The sequence below is a fragment of the Microbacterium sp. NPDC057658 genome (assembly GCF_042799975.1).
Taxonomy (GTDB): domain Bacteria; phylum Actinomycetota; class Actinomycetes; order Actinomycetales; family Microbacteriaceae; genus Microbacterium.
In genome coordinates this window covers 317127-333791 of sequence record NZ_JBHVHT010000002.1, presented here as the reverse complement: position 1 = coordinate 333791, position 16665 = coordinate 317127, and the positions used below count along the sequence as shown (strand labels likewise).

Genomic DNA, 16665 nt, shown 5'->3' with positions numbered 1-16665 from the left:
GCTGTTCGCGCCGACCCCCCGCAGCGGATTGGATCGGATCCGATTTCGGAGAATCTCGAAATTCCTCCCATCCGATCCGCAGAGGCTTCCGAACAGCCCTCGACGCCACGGAGAGGCCGTGGCCGGAGTTTCGAAGGAGCTCGACATGTTCAGCACCAAGAAGAAGGTCACCGCAGCAGTCACCCTGGGTCTGGCGAGCGCATTCCTGCTCTCGGCATGTTCCATGGGCAGCGGAACGAGCACGGAGGAGTCGTCGGAGCCGACGACTCCGGAGACGTCGGAGTCGACGCCGATGGAGATGGACCCCGCGGCGAACCTCGTCGGCCCGGGCTGCGCGGCGTACGCGGAAGAGGTCCCGGACGGCGCCGGTTCCATCCAGGGCATGTCCCAGGACCCGGTGGCGGTCGCCGCCTCGAACAACCCCATGCTGACGACGCTCGTGTCGGCGGTGAGCGGCGAGCTGAACCCCGACGTGAACCTCGTCGACACGCTCAACGGCGACGAGTTCACCGTGTTCGCGCCGGTCGACGACGCCTTCGCGAAGATCGACCCCGCGACCATCGAGACGCTGAAGACCGACAGCGACCTGCTGACCTCGATCCTCACGTACCACGTGGTCCCCGGCCAGATCGAGCCGTCCGACATCGAGGGCATGCACACCACCGTCCAGGGCGCCGACCTCGAGGTGACCGGCAGCGGTGACGAGTGGATGGTCAACGACGCCAACGTCATCTGCGGCGGCGTGCAGACCGCGAACGCGACCGTGTACCTCATCGACTCGGTCCTGATGCCCCCGGCTGAGTAAGCCAGGGACGGTGCCGGCGACCCGACCGGCACACGGCCTCCCCTGTTGTCAGGAGGGACACGGGGCAGGTGAAGGGGCCGTCGGCGGCTGTGGCGCCGACGGCCCCTCGTCGTGCGCCCCCTAGACTGGGAGCACGGGCCTCTAGCTCAGTTGGCAGAGCATCGGACTTTTAATCCGCGGGTCGTGGGTTCGAGCCCCACGGGGCCCACCGCATCCTCAGTCGTCGCCGCCGACGTTCCCGGCGAGCAGGTCGTCGCGGATCCCCGCGACGCCGTCCGGCAGCGACTCGCCGTGCATCACGAAGTCCGGCGCCTCCGGGCTTCCCCCGATGCCGCAGACGGCGACGTTGTCCTGACCGTCGATCGTCTCCGGGACGGCCACGAACCACACCGCCGACTCCTCCAGCCACTCCGTGGTCGCCATGTCGGCGAAGAACGTCGCATCCGGCGAGATCGAGCGGATCTTCTCGGTGCAGAGCGACACGAGCTGCCCCTTCGCGAAGGTGCCGGCGGCCGGGGGCGAAGACGTCTCCGTGGGCGTCGGGGCCGTGGGCGGGGCGGGCGAGGACGACGGCGTCGCCGAGGCGCTGGACGTCGCGGTCGGCGTCGGTTCCGGAGCGGGTGTGCAGCCCGCGAGCACGACCAGCACCGGCAGGAGGAGGAGAGCAGGACGGAGGCGCATGTCTGGATCGTATCGACTCGACCGCGCCGCCCCGCGCCGACGCGGCCCTGCTGTATCACCGTCGCCGACGGCTGGCCACCCCCTGGCGAGGTCTGATGCGGTGGGAGAGGGTCGAGGAGTCCCCGGAACAGGGCGACTTCCCACCGAAAGGACGGACCATGACTCTCACCGGAAACCGCGTGGCATTCCTGGCGACGGACGGCTTCGAGGACAGCGAGCTCACGAGCCCCTGGGAGGCGGTGACGACGGAAGGCGCGAGCGCCACGCTCATCGCCCCGGACGGAGCGGCGATCACCGGCAAGAACGGTCACGAACAGGCCGTCGACCTGAAGGCCGCGGACGCCAGCGCCGACCAGTTCGACGCGCTCGTGCTGCCGGGCGGCGTGGTGAACGCCGACCACCTCCGCATGGATCAGGCCTCGATCGACCTGGCCCGTGCGTTCTTCGAGCAGCACAAGCCCGTGGGCGTGATCTGCCACGGCGCCTGGATCCTCATCGAGGCCGGTGTCGTCGACGGGCGGACCATCACGAGCTACCCGAGCCTGAAGACCGACCTCCGCAACGCCGGCGCGAGCTGGGTGGACGAGGAGGTCGTGGTCGACGAGGGTCTCGTGTCGAGCCGCACCCCCGATGACCTCCCGGCATTCAACGCCAAGCTCGTCGAGGAGATCGGCGAGGGCAAGCACGCAGGGCAGACCGCCTGACCCTCAGCTGACCCGCGCCCGATGGCGCCGCACGGCCGCCCGGTTCGCGCACCTCACGGAGCAGAACCGCTGGCGGCCGTTGCGCGTCACGTCCGCGACGACGTTGGTGCACGGCGGCGCGTCACAGCGCCCGAGTCGGTTCATCCCCCTGGTCACGAGGTGCAGCGCCGTGCCGAGGTTGATGATCGCGCGCAGCACGAAGGGCAGCGAGCGCACGTCGTCCCGGTAGTGCAGGTGCCAGCCCTCGTCATCGTGATTGGTGAGCCGCGGATAGGCACCCGCGGTGGCGAGCTGATCGTTGAGCAGGGCGGCCCGCGCATCAGGGTCCGGCTCATCCACGATGGCCAGCCAGTCGTCGATCACGGCGCGCACCTGCGCGTGGTCGTCGGGGGCCGGCGGAAACGTCTGCGTCATCCCGAGCGCGAGCGACCGCTCCTCGATGCCCGCGCGATCGACCGGCCAGTCGTTCGCGAGGGAGGCGGCGAGGAGCACCGCATACTCACCGTAAGGGTTGAGATGCATAAGACCATTACATCACGCTGGTCCCATGACCTCCTCCGACACCCTCCCGATCCCCCGGCTCGCCTCCGCCGACGACATCCACGAGCACGCCTGGCTCGTGGAGTCGCGTCACCCCACCAGCGAGGGCGTCGTCGTCTACGTCCGGTGCGCGGGCTGCGACTCGCGCCGGGTCGACCTCGCCACGCATACCCCGATGCCGCCGACCGCGCTGAGCCGGGCCGTGGTCACGCCGTCAGCGCGATGAGCTTCCGCACGGTGCGGAGGTTGCGCGCCGTACCGGGAACCCCGAGCGCCCGGTCCAGCACGGCCTTCGTGAGCTTCGTCGTGTGCACCCCGCCGGGGGCGTAGTCGATCCACAGATCGTGTCCGACCAGGGCGAGACGCTCCCCCGGGACGAGGCGCTCGTGCAGCGCCTCGAGGGCGCCCGCGGCGGGAGCGCCCTCGAGGAACATCGCGTGCACGAGCTTCAGCTCCCCCTCCGGGAAGGGCTGGGCCGCTTCAGACTCGGCGAGCTCGGTGTGCGTGCGGTGGATCACCGGAGTGTCGACGCCGAACTCCGCCGCGATGAGCGCACGGACCGACGCGCAGGCAGCCGCGGGTTCCCGCGGCGTCGCGCAGAGGATGTTGCCGCTCGCGATGTAGGTGGAGACGTCCTCCAGGTCGGTCGCGGCGGCGAGCACCTCCCGCAACCGCACCATCGGCACACTGCTGCGTCCGCTGACGTTGACCGCGCGGAGGAGGAGGACGCTGCGGCTCACGCCTCCGAGCTCTCGAGGAGCTCGGCACCGGCATGCGCGAGCTCGGCGAGGGCCGCGGCACTGGGTTCGGGCGCCACTCCGGCGACCAGGTCGGCGAGGACGCGGACGTGGACGCCGTGGGCGATCGCATCGAGTGCGGAGGCACGGACGCAGTGGTCCGTGGCGATGCCGACGACGTCGGCCGTCACGACGCCGGCCGCGCTCAGCACCGCGGCGACCGTCGCCCCGTCGTCGGTCACCCCCTCGAACATCGAGTAGGCCGGACGGCCCTGTCCCTTGCGCACGTGATGGGTGACACCGTCGGTCACGAGCAGCGGGTCGTAGTCGGCTCCGGCCGTGCCAGCGACGCAGTGCACGGGCCAGGAGTCGGTGTAGTCCGGGGTCGTGGAGAAGTGGCCGCCGTTGTCGCCGTCGGGATCGTGCCAGTCCCGGGAGGCCACGACGACCTCGTAGTCGTCGGCGTGGGACGCGAGGTAGGCGGAGACGGCGGCGGCCACCGCGTCACCGCCCGCAACCGCGAGGGCGCCGCCCTCGGTGAAGTCGTTCTGCACGTCGACGATGAGAAGCGCTCTGCTCATGCTCCGAGCGTACGCCCCGCGGCCGGGCCCGGGAACGAGGAAACCCCCGGGACCACGAGGGTTCCGGGGGTTTTCCTGAGCCGCTTGTCAGAATCGAACTGACGACCTTTTCATTACGAGTGAAATGCTCTGCCGACTGAGCTAAAGCGGCGTGCGACGCGTGAGCGGCGCGATCACCGATATTACCCTGTCTCGCGCTCGCTCGCGAATCGAGGCTCTCTCACTCGCAGCGCAGGCCGTCTTCCGGCACCACGTCTTCGAGGAGGAACGCCTCCACCGCCTCGTCGACGCAGACGTTGCCCTTGTTGTAGCCGGTGTGGCCCTCACCCACGCGGGTGATGAGGACGCCCTCGGAGAGCTGGTCGGCGAGCGACTCCGACCACTCGTACGGGGTCGCGGGATCGTTGGTCGTACCGACGACGACGATGGGACCCGCACCTTCCGCCGTGATCTTCTCGCGGGTGCCGGTGGGCGGATACGGCCACACCTCGCACGGGTCGGGTCCCGACCAGTACGGAGCGATGGTCGGCGCCCCCTCCGCGATCTTCTTCTCCGTGGCCGCCTCGGCCGCAGGGTCGTCCTCGACCGGGTAGTCCATGCAGTTGTACGCGCGGAAGGCCTCGGTCGAGTTGTCGATGTAGGTGCCGTTCTCCCGGCCGTTGTAGAAGTCGGCGAGGCGGAAGGCCGTCGACGGGTCGCCCTGCAGCGCCTCGTCCAGGGCCTGGGTGAGGATCTCCCAGCTGTCCTCCGAGTACAGCGCCGCGATGATCGCCGTCATCAGGGCGTCGGCGCCCATGAGCCGGCCGTCGCCGTTCTTCAACGGCGTGCGGTCCGCGCTCGCGAGCAGGGCGCCGAGATCGGCCATCGCCTCGTCGACCGTCCCGCTGAAGGGGCAAGAGCCGGAGTCGAGGCAGTTCTGCATGTAGGCCCGCAGGGCCGACTCGAAGCCCAGCGCCTGCGTGGCGCCGACCTCGAGGCCGGGGACGGAGGGATCGATCGCCCCGTCGAGCACGAGCCGCCCGGCCTTCTCCGGGTAGAGCTTGGCGTAGGTCGCCCCGAGGAACGTGCCGTAAGAGTACCCGAGGTAGTTGAGCTCCTTGTCGCCCAGGACGGCGCGGAGGAGGTCCATGTCGCGGGCGGCGTTCACGGTCGTGATGTACGGGAGGATGCCCCCGCTGTTGGCGTCGCACGCCTCTCCGAAGCCGCGGGCGGAATCGAGCAGCTCCGTCTCCCACTCCGGGGTGCCCCGCGGCGCCGAAGGGATGCCGTAGAGGTACTCGTCCATCTCCTTCGCGTCGTAGCAGGTGACGGCGGTGGAGGCGCCGACCCCGCGCGGGTCGAAGCCGATGACGTCGTAGTTCTCGATGAGCGCCGGACCCACCGCGTAGTCGAGGCTTCCCTGGATGAGGTCGACGCCGCTGGAACCGGGGCCACCGGGGTTCGTGAGCAGCGAGCCGATCGCCTCGCCCTCGGCCCGATGCCGCACGACGGCGAGCTCGATCTCTCCCGCTCCCGGGTCTTCCCAGTCGAGCGGCGCGGTGACGGTCGTGCAGTCGAAGCCCGGACCGCACTCGGTCCAGTCCAGCCCCTGGGAGTAGAAGGGAAGCAGATCTTCCGCGACACCCTCGGTGTCCGGGGTCTTCTCCACGGCCGGCTTCGAGGACTGCTCCGGGATCATGGCGTAGAGGCACCCGGAGAGCACGACCGAGGCGGCGGCCAGACCGGCGATGAGCGCCGCGGAGCGACGGAGGCGGGGCAGGGATCGAGTCTTCACGGTTTCCTCCCGCTCGTGACGGTCACGAGCAAACTCTCGAGTGCGAGCAGCGGGGCGACGTTGCGCTCCAGCGCCTCACGGGTCTCGGCCAGGTGGTCGAGCACGACGAGCGTACGCTCGACGCTCCAGGCGGCGGCGAGGGCGGCCAGCTCGGCGTGCAGCTCGCGATTGATGAGATCGTCACCGCGGCCGTACTGCAGCATCACGACATCGCGGAAGAGCGACTGCAGATCCGTGAGGACGCGGTCGATGCCGTCCCGCAGACTCCGCGTCGCCCGCTTCTTCTGTTCGTCCTCCAGCGCGGACACCTGGGCCCGCAGCGCCGGAGGCACGGCCTGCCCCTCGGCGACCCCGACGGCGCGCAGGAGCGCGGCGCGTTCCGCCGCATCCCGCTCGGCCGTGAGTGCCTTGGCGTCTTCCGTCGCCGCCTGGATGATGCGCCCGGCGACCTCGACCGCGTCGTTGACCCCGCGCACGCCCATCACGGCGCGGAGCGTCTCGTCGCGGCGTCGCCGGGCGGCGTCGTCGGTGGCGAGTCGCTGGGCCATGCCGATGTGGCGCTGCGCGTGTCGGGCGGCCTGCTCGGCGACGGCCTCGTCCACGCCCGTGCGGAGGCTGATGAGGCGGGACACGTCCACCACGTCGGGTTCGCGGAGTCGGAGCGACCGCACGCGTGAGCGGATGGTCGGGAGGAGGTCGGCCTCACTCGGCGCGCAGAGGATCCAGACGGTCTGCTCCGGCGGCTCCTCCAGCGCCTTGAGCAGCACGTTGGACGTGCGCTCCACCATCCGGTCGGCGTCTTCGACGACGATGACCCGATAGCGGCCGGCGGACGGGGCGAAGTAGGAGCGCTCGACGAGGGCCCGTGCTTCGGCGATGGTGATGATCACCTTGTCGGTGCGCAGCGCCGTCACATCGGGGTGGGTGCCGGCGAGGACCTGGCGCATCGTGGCCTCGTCGTCCGGCCCCTCGGCGATGAGCGCTGCGGCGAAGGCATAGGCGAGCGTCGAGCGTCCGGATCCCGGAGGGCCCGTGATCAACCAGGCGTGCGAGAGCGCGGCCGGATCGGCCGAGGCGGCGCGCAACGTCTCGACGGCGGCCTCCTGCCCCCAGACATCGGCCCAGGGAAACGGCGGGGCGAGGGTCGAGGGCATGCACTCAGCCTAATCGGGACCGCCGACGCTCCCACCACCCGCTGACGGACCGTGCGTCCCGTCGGACCAAGCCGTCTCTGTGGAGGATCAGTCGAAGAGCGCCGAGACGCGGGCGCGGATCCGATCGGCGATGCGCTCGGGCGACGCCGCGGCGTCGATCACGAGGAACCGGGCGGGCTCCGCACGGGCCAGTTCGAGGTAGGCGTCGCGCACACGGGCGTGGAAGGCCTCCTTCTCGGCCTCCAGCCGGTCGAACGGCTTGTCGGCCGAATCGAGGCGCGTGCGCGCCGTGGCCGGATCGAGGTCGAGGAGCACGGTGAGATCCGGAAGAGCACCCTCCGCAGCCCACAGCGAGAGGTCGCGGATCTCCGTGGCGTCGAGGACGCGTCCGGCGCCCTGGTACGCCACCGAGGAGTCGAGATAGCGGTCCTGCAGCACGATCTCGCCGCGAGCGAGCGCGGGGCGCACCACCGTCGCGACGTGGTGCGCGCGGTCGGCGGCGTAGAGCAGCGCCTCCGCGCGCGGCGCGATGTCACCGCGGTGGTGGAGCACGATGTCTCGGATGAGCTGCCCGACCTCGGAGCCGCCCGGCTCCCGGGTGCGCACGACCGTCCGACCGCTCTGCTCGAGCCACGTGGCGAGGAGGTTCGACTGGGTCGTCTTCCCGGAGCCGTCCCCGCCCTCCAGCGTGATCCAGAGGCCGGGGCCTGCGGTCACGAGTCCGCCTTCTCTGCCGCCTTCGCCGCCGCGTTCGCGGCCCGGGTCGCCGCCGCCTTCTTGGCCGCCGCCGAGCGGGCTGCCGACGTGGTCGACGTCTTCGCCGCCGTGGACTTCTTCGCCGTGGAGGCCTTCGCCGACGTCTTCTTCGCCGGCGCCTTCTTGGCCGGAGCCTTCTTCGCGGGAGCCTTCTTCGCCGCTCCCCGCTTGGGTGCCGGACCCTTGGCGCGCTTGTCCGCGAGCATCTGCACGGCGATCTCGAACGTGATGTCGTCCGGGGTCTGTCCGCGCGGGATGGTGACGTTCGTCTCACCGTCGGTGACGTACGGGCCGAAGCGGCCGTCGCGCACGCGGATGGGCTTGCCGCTCACCGGGTCGGCGTCGAACTCCGCCAGCGCGCTCGACGCCCGGCGGGCGCCGTACTTGGGCTGCTGGTAGATCTCCAGCGCCTGTTCCAGCGTGACGTCGAAGATCTGCGACTCGCTCTCCAGCGACCGGGAGTCGGCACCCTTCTTCAGGTACGGACCGAAGCGCCCGTTCTGCGCGGTGATCTCGTCGCCCGACTCCGGGTCGACGCCGACCACGCGCGGCAGGCTCAGCAGCTGCAGCGCGGTGTCGAGGTCGATCGTGTCGACCGACATCGAGCGGAACAGCGAGGCGGTGCGGGGCTTGGGCGCCGCTTCCTTCTTCGCACCGCGCTTCCCCTTCGCGCTGGGTGCCTGAGCCTGTCGAAGGTCGACGACCTCGCCGGTGGCCTCATCGACGACGGCGTCGTCGGAGACCGGATCGTTCTCCTGCACGTAGGGGCCGAAGCGTCCGTCCTTGACGACGACGACCTTGCCGTTCTCCGGGTTCACCCCGAGGACACGGTCGCCGGCGACCGGCGCGTCGATGAGCTCCTGGGCCTTCTCCGCCGTGAGCTCGTCGGGCGCGAGATCTTCGGGGACATTGACGATCCGCGGCTTGGCCTCCGGATCCTTCGGGTCCGTCACCTCGAGGTAGGGGCCGTACTTGCCGAAGCGCAGCGTCGCGGTGTCGGTGATCCGCGTCGAGTTCAGCGCGCGGGCGTCGATCTCGCCGAGGTTGTCGACGACCTGGCGCAGACCCACGTGCGAGTCGGAGCCGAAGTAGAACGACTTCAGCCACTCGACACGGTTCTGCTCGCCGCGGGCGATGGTGTCGAGGTCGTCCTCGAGCGCCGCGGTGAAGTCGTAGTCGACGAGCTCGGCGAAGTGCTCCTCGAGCAGACGCACCACGCTGAATGCGAGCCACGTCGGCACGAGGGCCTGGCCGCGCTTGACCGCGTACCCGCGATCGAGGATCGTCTCCGGGATCGTGGCGAAGGTCGAGGGACGGCCGATGCCCTTCTCCTCGAGCACCTTCACCAGCGAGGCCTCGGTGTAGCGCGGCTTCGGCGTGGTGCGGTGCCCCTTCGCCTCGGCAGCGGACACCGCCAGCTCATCGCCGACGGAGACCGCGGGCAGGGACTGGTTCTCCGCGGCGTCGGCGTCGCTGCGCTTCTCGTCGCGGCCCTCCTCGTACGCCTCGAGGAAGCCCTTGAACGTGTAGACCGTGCCGGAGGCGGTGAACTCCGCCGTCTGGCCGTCCGCCTCGACCGCGATGGTGACGGTCGTCGTCTCGTACTTGGCGTCCGACATCTGGCTCGCGACGGTGCGCTTCCAGATCAGGTCGTACAGCCGCTGCTCCTCGCGGTCGAGCTCGCCGGACAGCGAGGACGGCGTGCGGAAGTTCTCCCCCGACGGGCGGATCGCCTCGTGCGCCTCCTGGGCGTTCTTGCTCTTCGACTTGTAGACGCGCGGCTTGAGCGGCACCGCGTTGTCGCCGTAGAGAGCCACGGCCTGACTCCGGGCCGCCTGCACCGCCTGGGTGCTCAGCGCCGTGGAGTCGGTACGCATATAGGTGATGTACCCCTTCTCGTAGAGGCGCTGGGCGACGCTCATCGCCTGCTTCGCGCTCATCGAGAGCTTGCGGCCCGCCTCCTGCTGCATGGTGGAGGTCGTGAAGGGCGCGTAGGGGCTGCGGGTTCCCGGCTTGGCCTCGACCTTGGTGACGGTTCCCGCCCCGGCGGCGTCGACGGCGCGCGCAAGGGCCGCCGCCTTCGCCTCGTCGAGGACCACGACCGCCTTCTTGAGCTTCCCGGTGTCGTCGAAGTCGGAGCCGCGGGCGAGCTGGCCGCCGTCCACGCGCACCAGGCGGATGCGGAACGACGTGCCGGTCGCGGCCGCGTCGGCGTCCACGTCCCAGTACTCCGCGGAGACGAAGGCCATGCGCTCGCGCTCGCGGTCGACGATCAGGCGGGTCGCGGCGGACTGCACGCGGCCGGCCGAGATCCCGGTCTTGACCTTGTACCAGAGCACGGGCGAGACGTCCCACCCGTAGAGGCGGTCGAGGATGCGGCGGGTCTCCTGCGCATCGACGAGGGCGTGGTCGAGTTCACGGGTGTTGCCGACAGCGGCCTGGATCGCGTCCTTGGTGATCTCGTGGAAGACCATGCGCTTGACCGGCACCTTGGGCTTGAGCGTCTCCAGCAGGTGCCAGGCGATGGCCTCGCCCTCGCGGTCCTCATCAGTGGCGAGCAGGACCTCATCCGCGTGCTTGAGCGCGCGCTTGAGCTCGGCGACCGTCTTGGTCTTGCGGTCCGACACCACGTAGTAAGGGTCGAAGCCGTTGTCGATGTCGATGGAGTACTTGCCGTACGCCTTCTTGTCCTCGGCCGGGATGTCCTTCTTGTCGGCGAGATCGCGGATGTGGCCGACGGAGCTGAGCACCTCGTAACCGTCGCCGAGGTATCCCTGAATAGACCGCATCTTCGTCGGGGACTCGACGATGACGAGCTTCTTGCCTTCAGCCAAGGGGCGTCCTTTCTTCGAAGCACACCATACACACCGCTATCAGGGGTCGTTCACAGCGGGCGAGGGGTAGAGCCGCCGTCATGGTTCCTCGGGTGGCCCGGCACGAGCGCGGGAGACGGCAGCGAGTCCAGCGTACGCCGCCTCCACCGACACGGTCGCCACATACCCTTCCAGCGAACAGCTCGTCAGGGCCGCCCCGTCCGCCGCGGCGACCCTGGCGGCCAACGCACAGGGCTCGTCCGCCGTCGGCACCGCGCCGCTCGCGGCATCGGCGGCGGCGAGCGCGGCGGCGTCGGCCGCGCCCGCCGCACGCTGTGCCGTGACCGCCGCACCGCCCACCGCCGCGAGACCGACGGACAGCGTGGCGCTCACCACGAGGAGCGCGGCCGCGAGCGCCGACCCCGCCATCAGCGGCCCCCGTCCAGGGCACAGCTCGAGGCGCGCAGCGGGACGCTGATGACCGCTCCGAGCGACACCCGGAGCGTCGCCGTGGCGCACACGAGATCGCCGGCAGGGGCGAACGCGGTACCGGCGCCCGGGATCGCCTCGTGGATGACCCGGGCAGCCGCCGCCGCGTCCTCACCACGACCGAGCAGTCGGGCGGCGTCGGCGGCAGCATCCTGCAGCGCGACCTGCCGCGACGCCGCCAGGAGAGCGCCCGCCCCCAGCAGCAGCACCAGCACGATGGCGGGCAGCGCCAGGGCGAGCTCCGCCGCGACGGCACCGCGGTCGCCCCGCCACCATGCCGGGGCCGCGGTCGCGCGAGCGTCGTGTCCGCCGTGCGTCATGACACGGTCAGGGCTCGACGGACGAGACCGGTGAGGATGCCCCGCACCTCGTCCGAGCGCATGATCGCCACGAGCAGACCGGCGAAGGCGACCGCGGCCATGGTGGTGATGGCGTATTCGGCGGTCGCCGCGCCGGTGTCGTCTCCGAAGAGCGCCCTGGCGCGGCGCCGGTCCAGGGTGGGGAGTGTGTCGTTCATCTTCGTACCTCTTTCTTTGTCGGTGATCACGGAAGGGTCAGGTCGGCAGCGGCGTGGAGGCGAGCACACTGAGCAGGAGGGGCGCCACACCGAGCAGGAGGAACGCCGGCAGCGTGCAGACGCCGAGCGGAAGCAGCAGGCGCGTGGAGAGACGCGCGGCGCGGAGACGCCCGTGCACCCTGGCGCGATGCCGGTCCTGCGCCGCCGCCGCGCGCAGCAGCTCAACGGCGGGGACGCCGGCCGCGCGGGAGAGCTCGAGCACCTGGCCGACGCGGTCGCGCTCGGCGGGGTCGACGACGCCGGTCTCGGTGACGAGCGCGACGGCGCGGTCGATCGGTGCGCCGCCGGCGAGCGCCACCGCGACGAGTTCCGCGGCCATGCCCGGCGTGCCCGGCGCTGGGCGTGCTTGGCGCAGCAGCCGCCCTGTCCAGAGCCGAGCGGCCGCGACCAGCAGCAGCCCCGCGACGACGCATACGCCCCCGAGGGGGTTGCCGATGATCGCGCCCAGGGTGTCGAATCCCAGCGCGACGCCGAGCAGCAGACCGGCCAGCGGCATCCACAACAGCAGTCGCGCCGTCCCCGCAGGCTCGGCGAGAGCCACTCGGACATCGTCGGCCGCCGACGCGGCATCGCGCAGCGCCTCGGCGATGGTGCGGAGCACGTCGGCCAGCGGTGCCCCCACCGTCGTGGCGACCTCCCACGCCGCCGCCAGCTCCGTCCACATGCCACCCTGCGCCTCGATCGCGGACACCAGCGGCATGCCCTCACTCGTTCGTTCGAGCACCGCCGTCGCGGCGGGGTCTCCCGTGCCCGCGAGGTGCCTCCAGGCGACGAGGGGGATCGCCCCGGCCTGCAGGAGCACGGCGAGCGTCTGGACGGAATCGGCGACATGCGGACCGGCCGCCGACGCCGGACGCGGCACACGGAGCGTCACCACGGCTCGACCTCCTCGATCGTCAGGCGGTCGCCCGCGAGCGCGAGACGGCCGGCCTTCGCGATGCGTCGGATGCCATCCCGAGCCCGCTCCAGGTGCAACACGATGGTGAAGGCACTCACCGCCTGACGCGCGAGCGCTACCGCGTCCATGCCGGCGAGCGCTCCCAGGGCCTCCAACCGCGCGGGGACGTCGGCCAGACCGCTGGCGTGCAGAGTGCCGGCGCCGCCGTCGTGCCCGGTGTTGAGCGCGGTGAGCAGCTCCCGCACTTCCACTCCTCGGCATTCGCCCACCACGAGGCGGTCGGGCCGCATGCGCAGGGACTCCCGCACGAGCCGCGCCAGATCGATCTCACCGGCGCCTTCGAGGTTGGCCTGCCGGGCCTCCAGAGCGACATGGTGCGGGTGCCGGGGCCGCAGCTCCGCGACGTCTTCGATGGTGACGATGCGCTCCTCGGGCGGGACCTCCGACAGCAGGGCCGACAGCAGCGTCGTCTTGCCGGAGCCCGTGCCCCCGGTGAGGAGGAGGTTCGCCTGGTCGCGGACCAGCGCGCCGAGCCATCGCCGCTGCCGCGGATCGAACGCTCCGCGCGCCGCGAGCGCATCGAGGTCGGCGGCATGCACGCGAGGGACGCGGATCGACAGGGCGGTGCCTCGCGCCGACACCGGAGCCAGCGCGGCGTGCACCCGGACCCCGGACCCGAGGCGGACGTCGACGCACGGCGTCTGATCGTCGAGGTGTCGCCCGCCGATCGCGACGAGCGCCACGGCGAGCTCCCGGACCTCCCGCTCCGTCGCCCGCCACTCCGGCACACGTACCGCGCCCCTCCCCCTGTCCACGAACAGCGCGTCCGCGCCGTTCAGGAACACGTCCGTGACCTCGTCGTCGATGAACGGCGCGAGCGGGGCGAAAGCCGGCTCGCTCCGGAGAGCCTCCTGCGGCGAGCGTGGCGTCGCGCGCGCCTCGGACGAGCGCGGCTGGATGACGAATCGGTCAGGCATACGGCGACGGTAGGCCGCAGGCCGCCCACCTGGACCGCGCGGTGCCTGGGCTCCCGCGGCGCGTGTGCACAAGCCGGCGCCGTCTCCCGCAGTGCAGGAGCCGATCGCGAAGCGAGCGCGGATCGGGAGCGCTCCCATAAGAAAGGGCGGCACCTCATGGGGGGAATGAGGTGCCGCCCACGGCGGCTCTCGATCGGGGGAATCGGGCACGCCAAGGCCGGAATGAGATTTCGGCTGTCGTCGAGTGTACGCAAGGCGACCGTCCTGACAAAACCCACCCGACTACCGACTTTCGGCAGTATTCGACGGTGGGGGCCGGGGATAGATTCACCCTGACCTGGTCGCACTCCCCCTGCGGCCATGCCTGCACGACCCGAACGCCGCAAAGGAGCGCCTGCCGATGAGCAGTCAGATCGATCACCTTCTCGACGAGACCCGGCGCTTCGCGCCGTCGGAGGAGTTCGCCGCCCAATCCGTCGCCTCGAAAGAGCTCTACGAGCGCGCCGCCGCGGATCGCGAGGGCTTCTGGGCCGATCAGTCGCGCGAGCTCGTGCACTGGCACAAGCCCTTCACCCAGGTCCTCGACTGGAGCAACCCGCCCTTCGCCAAGTGGTTCGACGACGGCGAGCTCAACGTGGCCTACAACTGCCTCGACCGGCACGTCGAGGCCGGCAACGGCGACCGCGTCGCGCTCTTCTGGGAGGGCGAGCCGGGCGACAGCCGCCGCATCACCTACGCCGAGCTGACGGACGAGGTCAAGCGCGTCGCAAACGTGCTCGAGAGTCTCGGCATCGGGCAGGGCGACCGCGTCGCGATCTATCTGCCGATGATCCCCGAGGCGATCGCCGCGATGCTCGCCGTGGCGCGCGTGGGCGCCATCCACTCGGTCGTCTTCGGCGGGTTCAGCGCGGACAGCCTGCGCTCCCGGATCGACGACGCCGGCGCCAAGCTCGTCATCACCGCGGACGGTGGGTACCGCAAGGGCCGCGTCTCCGCGCTGAAGCCGGCGGTGGACCAGGCGCTGGCCGACCGCGGCGAGGGCGAACAGCAGACCGTCGAGCACGTGCTCGTGGTCAAGCGCGGCGAGAACGAGGTGGAGTGGACGGAGGGCCGCGACCTCTGGTGGCACGACGTCGTCCCCGCGGCCTCGGCCGACCACACGGCGCAGGCGTTCCCCGCCGAGAACCCCCTCTTCATCCTGTACACCTCGGGCACGACGGGGAAGCCGAAGGGCATCCTGCACACCTCCGGCGGCTACCTCACCCAGGCGGCGTACTCGCACAAGAACGTCTTCGACCTGAAGCCGGAGACCGACGTCTACTGGTGCACCGCCGACATCGGCTGGATCACCGGACACACCTACGTCACCTATGGCCCGCTCGCGAACGGCGCGACGCAGGTGCTCTACGAGGGCACGCCCGACACCCCGCACCCCGGCCGCTGGTGGGAGCTCATCGAGAAGTACAAGGTCTCGATCTTCTACACGGCCCCGACCGCGATCCGCTCGTTCATGAAGATCGGTCGCAGCGTCCCGCAGAAGTTCGACCTGTCCTCGCTGCGCGTGCTCGGCTCGGTGGGCGAGCCCATCAACCCCGAGGCCTGGATGTGGTACCGCGAGGTCATCGGCGCCGGCACGACCCCGATCGTCGACACGTGGTGGCAGACCGAGACCGGCGCGATCATGGTGTCGGCGCTCCCCGGCATCACCGCGACGAAGCCCGGCTCCGCCCAGGTGCCGCTGCCCGGCATCTCGATCGACGTGGTGGACGAGCGGGGCGTCGAGGTCGGCAACGGCAACGGCGGGCTCCTCGTCATCACCGAACCCTGGCCGAGCATGCTGCGCGGCATCTGGGGCGACCCGGAGCGCTTCCGCGAGACCTACTGGGAGAAGTTCGAGAAGCAGGGCTACTACTTCGCGGGTGACGGCGCACGGCTCGACGAGGACGGCGACCTCTGGCTGCTCGGACGCGTCGACGACGTGATGAACGTCTCGGGTCACCGCCTGTCGACCGCGGAGATCGAGTCCTCCCTCGTCGCGCACGAGGCCACGGCCGAAGCCGCCGTCGTCGGCGCCTCGGACGAGACCACGGGTCAGGCGGTCGTGGCCTTCGTGATCATCAAGGAGAGCTACCTCTCCGCGCACGACCCGGCGGGACTCGCGCAGCAGCTGCGACTCTGGGTGGGCGAGCAGATCGGCGCGATCGCCCGTCCGCGTGACGTCTACATCGTCGGCGAGCTGCCGAAGACCCGCTCCGGGAAGATCATGCGCCGTCTGCTCCGCGACGTGGCCGAGGGGCGCGAGGTCGGCGACACGACGACGCTCGCGGACACCGCCGTGATGAGCATCATCTCCGCCCAGGTCAAGTAACGCGAGACCCCGGGTTCACGTCGAGACCCCCTGTTGCAGACGTCTGCAGCAGGGGGTCTCGACGTGTGCCCAGGGTCTGGGCGTGCCGGGCGCGGGAACTACGCGAGGCGGAACGTGACCTCGACCTCGACGGGGCTGCCGAGCGGGAGCTCCGCGACGCCGACGGCGGCACGCGCGTGCCGGCCCTCCTCGCCGAAGATCTCGCCGAGCACCTCGCTCGCGCCGTTGATGACGCCGGGCTGTCCGGTGAAGCCCTCCGCCGAGCCGACGAAGCCGCCGACCCGGACGACGCCGGCGATGCGGTCCACGCCGCCCGCGACGTCGGCCGCGGCGGCCAGCGCGTTCAGAGCGCACGTCCTGGCGTAGGCCTTCGCGTCCTCGGCGGACACCTCCGCGCCGACCTTGCCGGTCGCGGGGAGGGCGCCGTCGACGAACGGGAGCTGGCCCGACGTGTAGACGAGGCCGCCGTGCACGACCGCCGGCACGTAGGCGGCGACCGGAGCGGCGACGGCGGGCAGCTCGATGCCGAGCTCGGAGAGGCGGGCGGCGATGCTCATGCCTGGCCTCCCTCGAACTGGCGCGAGGCCTCGGCGGCGGCGGCGAGACCGGAGTTGGTCGAGCCGTCCGTGGTCACGGGGCGCTTGAAGTAGGCGACCAGACCGCCTTCGGGGCCCTGCACCACCTGGACGAGCTCCCAGCCCTGCTTGCCCCAGTTGTTGAGGATGGCCGCGGTGTTGTGGATCAGCAGCGGCGTGGTGAGGTACTCCCACGTGGTCATGGCACTCCTGTCGATCAGGGCGCGTCCAGGGCA

The 16665-nt window shown here is 70.9% G+C and carries 19 protein-coding genes and 2 tRNA genes; 5 read left to right on the top strand and 16 right to left on the bottom strand.

Features of this window, described 5'->3' with window-relative positions; genetic code table 11:
* The first annotated feature begins 145 nt into the window (after nt 1–145).
* Both ACFU8V_RS15055 and ACFU8V_RS15050 read left to right on the top strand, forming a co-directional pair.
* Complete coding sequence (locus tag ACFU8V_RS15055; RefSeq protein WP_062636269.1) at nt 146–805, top strand: fasciclin domain-containing protein; 660 nt, start codon at nt 146–148, stop codon at nt 803–805.
* A gap of 135 nt (nt 806–940) precedes the next feature.
* Nucleotides 941–1013: transfer RNA gene (locus ACFU8V_RS15050), tRNA-Lys, on the top strand.
* Between the two features lie 8 nt (nt 1014–1021).
* Here ACFU8V_RS15050 and ACFU8V_RS15045 read toward each other — a convergent pair.
* The gene (locus tag ACFU8V_RS15045) at nt 1022–1486 is read right to left on the bottom strand and encodes a hypothetical protein (RefSeq protein ID WP_338566544.1); all 465 of its coding nucleotides are present in this window, start codon (nt 1484–1486) and stop codon (nt 1022–1024) included.
* 158 nt (nt 1487–1644) lie between these two features.
* On the opposite strand from ACFU8V_RS15045, the gene ACFU8V_RS15040 reads away from it, so the two are divergent.
* Complete coding sequence (locus ACFU8V_RS15040) at nt 1645–2190, top strand: type 1 glutamine amidotransferase domain-containing protein (protein WP_025104283.1); 546 nt, start codon at nt 1645–1647, stop codon at nt 2188–2190.
* Between the two features lie 3 nt (nt 2191–2193).
* Here the strand turns inward: ACFU8V_RS15040 and ACFU8V_RS15035 are convergent, their stop codons facing one another.
* Nucleotides 2194–2712, bottom strand: coding sequence for a CGNR zinc finger domain-containing protein (locus tag ACFU8V_RS15035; protein ID WP_025104282.1), 519 nt, complete (start codon nt 2710–2712; stop codon nt 2194–2196).
* A 25-nt stretch (nt 2713–2737) separates the two neighbouring features.
* On the opposite strand from ACFU8V_RS15035, the gene ACFU8V_RS15030 reads away from it, so the two are divergent.
* Entirely contained in the window at nt 2738–2956 is a 219-nt protein-coding gene (locus ACFU8V_RS15030; protein WP_025104281.1) for a hypothetical protein, read from the top strand.
* On the opposite strand, the gene ACFU8V_RS15025 is transcribed toward ACFU8V_RS15030, so the two are convergent.
* The 12 genes from ACFU8V_RS15025 to ACFU8V_RS14970 form a co-directional block, all read right to left on the bottom strand.
* Nucleotides 2937–3470, bottom strand: a complete 534-nt coding sequence (locus ACFU8V_RS15025) for a DUF1697 domain-containing protein (RefSeq protein WP_025104280.1) — start codon at nt 3468–3470, stop codon at nt 2937–2939. The two genes, ACFU8V_RS15030 and ACFU8V_RS15025, sit on opposite strands and share 20 nt — an antisense overlap.
* A complete protein-coding gene (locus ACFU8V_RS15020; protein ID WP_025104279.1) occupies nt 3467–4048 on the bottom strand; it encodes an isochorismatase family protein in 582 nt (193 codons plus the stop codon). The genes ACFU8V_RS15025 and ACFU8V_RS15020 overlap by 4 nt, the downstream gene beginning before the upstream one ends.
* Nucleotides 4049–4126: 78 nt before the next feature.
* Nucleotides 4127–4199 (bottom strand) — tRNA-Thr (locus tag ACFU8V_RS15015).
* A gap of 69 nt (nt 4200–4268) precedes the next feature.
* Nucleotides 4269–5822: an alpha/beta hydrolase gene (locus tag ACFU8V_RS15010; protein ID WP_378872417.1), complete on the bottom strand. Its 1554-nt coding sequence runs from the start codon at nt 5820–5822 to the stop codon at nt 4269–4271.
* Entirely contained in the window at nt 5819–6976 is a 1158-nt protein-coding gene (locus ACFU8V_RS15005; protein ID WP_378872414.1) for a DNA polymerase III subunit delta', read from the bottom strand. Before ACFU8V_RS15005 ends, ACFU8V_RS15010 begins: the two co-directional genes overlap by 4 nt.
* An 87-nt stretch (nt 6977–7063) precedes the next feature.
* Nucleotides 7064–7693 (bottom strand): dTMP kinase, encoded by a 630-nt coding sequence (gene tmk, locus ACFU8V_RS15000; protein ID WP_025104276.1) that lies wholly within the window; start codon nt 7691–7693, stop codon nt 7064–7066.
* Nucleotides 7690–10566, bottom strand: coding sequence for a type I DNA topoisomerase (gene topA / locus ACFU8V_RS14995; RefSeq protein WP_085606245.1), 2877 nt, complete (start codon nt 10564–10566; stop codon nt 7690–7692). Before topA ends, tmk begins: the two co-directional genes overlap by 4 nt.
* 78 nt (nt 10567–10644) lie before the next feature.
* Nucleotides 10645–10974 carry an Rv3654c family TadE-like protein gene (locus ACFU8V_RS14990; protein WP_085606247.1) on the bottom strand — a complete coding sequence of 110 codons (330 nt, stop codon included), beginning with the start codon at nt 10972–10974 and terminating at the stop codon, nt 10645–10647.
* Complete coding sequence (locus ACFU8V_RS14985; protein WP_025104273.1) at nt 10974–11354, bottom strand: TadE family type IV pilus minor pilin; 381 nt, start codon at nt 11352–11354, stop codon at nt 10974–10976. The genes ACFU8V_RS14990 and ACFU8V_RS14985 overlap by 1 nt, the downstream gene beginning before the upstream one ends.
* Nucleotides 11351–11551 (bottom strand): DUF4244 domain-containing protein, encoded by a 201-nt coding sequence (locus ACFU8V_RS14980; RefSeq protein ID WP_025104272.1) that lies wholly within the window; start codon nt 11549–11551, stop codon nt 11351–11353. The genes ACFU8V_RS14985 and ACFU8V_RS14980 overlap by 4 nt, the downstream gene beginning before the upstream one ends.
* 37 nt (nt 11552–11588) lie before the next feature.
* Nucleotides 11589–12488, bottom strand: a complete 900-nt coding sequence (locus tag ACFU8V_RS14975; RefSeq protein WP_378872407.1) for a type II secretion system F family protein — start codon at nt 12486–12488, stop codon at nt 11589–11591.
* Nucleotides 12482–13486, bottom strand: a complete 1005-nt coding sequence (locus ACFU8V_RS14970) for a TadA family conjugal transfer-associated ATPase (protein WP_378872404.1) — start codon at nt 13484–13486, stop codon at nt 12482–12484. Before ACFU8V_RS14970 ends, ACFU8V_RS14975 begins: the two co-directional genes overlap by 7 nt.
* 400 nt (nt 13487–13886) lie before the next feature.
* Between ACFU8V_RS14970 and acs the strand changes: the two genes are divergently transcribed.
* Nucleotides 13887–15854: an acetate--CoA ligase gene (acs, locus tag ACFU8V_RS14965; RefSeq protein WP_378872401.1), complete on the top strand. Its 1968-nt coding sequence runs from the start codon at nt 13887–13889 to the stop codon at nt 15852–15854.
* Between the two features lie 98 nt (nt 15855–15952).
* Here acs and ACFU8V_RS14960 read toward each other — a convergent pair whose 3' ends face one another.
* Together ACFU8V_RS14960 and ACFU8V_RS14955 are read right to left on the bottom strand one after the other, a co-directional pair.
* A complete protein-coding gene (locus ACFU8V_RS14960; protein ID WP_025104268.1) occupies nt 15953–16411 on the bottom strand; it encodes a RidA family protein in 459 nt (152 codons plus the stop codon).
* Nucleotides 16408–16632 carry a hypothetical protein gene (locus ACFU8V_RS14955; RefSeq protein WP_378872398.1) on the bottom strand — a complete coding sequence of 75 codons (225 nt, stop codon included), beginning with the start codon at nt 16630–16632 and terminating at the stop codon, nt 16408–16410. The genes ACFU8V_RS14960 and ACFU8V_RS14955 overlap by 4 nt, the downstream gene beginning before the upstream one ends.
* Nucleotides 16633–16665: the final 33 nt, after the last annotated feature.

Bases quoted from the DNA above. Each gene is read 5' to 3' on its own strand.
- ACFU8V_RS15055 (WP_062636269.1), top strand. From the start codon at position 146: ATGTTCAGCACCAAGAAGAAGGTCACCGCAGCAGTCACCCTGGGTCTG.
- ACFU8V_RS15045 (WP_338566544.1), bottom strand. From the start codon at position 1,486: ATGCGCCTCCGTCCTGCTCTCCTCCTCCTGCCGGTGCTGGTCGTGCTC.
- ACFU8V_RS15040 (WP_025104283.1), top strand. From the start codon at position 1,645: ATGACTCTCACCGGAAACCGCGTGGCATTCCTGGCGACGGACGGCTTC.
- ACFU8V_RS15035 (WP_025104282.1), bottom strand. From the start codon at position 2,712: ATGCATCTCAACCCTTACGGTGAGTATGCGGTGCTCCTCGCCGCCTCC.
- ACFU8V_RS15030 (WP_025104281.1), top strand. From the start codon at position 2,738: ATGACCTCCTCCGACACCCTCCCGATCCCCCGGCTCGCCTCCGCCGAC.
- ACFU8V_RS15020 (WP_025104279.1), bottom strand. From the start codon at position 4,048: ATGAGCAGAGCGCTTCTCATCGTCGACGTGCAGAACGACTTCACCGAG.
- ACFU8V_RS15005 (WP_378872414.1), bottom strand. From the start codon at position 6,976: ATGCCCTCGACCCTCGCCCCGCCGTTTCCCTGGGCCGATGTCTGGGGG.
- ACFU8V_RS14990 (WP_085606247.1), bottom strand. From the start codon at position 10,974: ATGGCGGGGTCGGCGCTCGCGGCCGCGCTCCTCGTGGTGAGCGCCACG.
- ACFU8V_RS14985 (WP_025104273.1), bottom strand. From the start codon at position 11,354: ATGACGCACGGCGGACACGACGCTCGCGCGACCGCGGCCCCGGCATGG.
- ACFU8V_RS14980 (WP_025104272.1), bottom strand. From the start codon at position 11,551: ATGAACGACACACTCCCCACCCTGGACCGGCGCCGCGCCAGGGCGCTC.
- ACFU8V_RS14970 (WP_378872404.1), bottom strand. From the start codon at position 13,486: ATGCCTGACCGATTCGTCATCCAGCCGCGCTCGTCCGAGGCGCGCGCG.
- acs (WP_378872401.1), top strand. From the start codon at position 13,887: ATGAGCAGTCAGATCGATCACCTTCTCGACGAGACCCGGCGCTTCGCG.
- ACFU8V_RS14960 (WP_025104268.1), bottom strand. From the start codon at position 16,411: ATGAGCATCGCCGCCCGCCTCTCCGAGCTCGGCATCGAGCTGCCCGCC.
- ACFU8V_RS14955 (WP_378872398.1), bottom strand. From the start codon at position 16,632: ATGACCACGTGGGAGTACCTCACCACGCCGCTGCTGATCCACAACACC.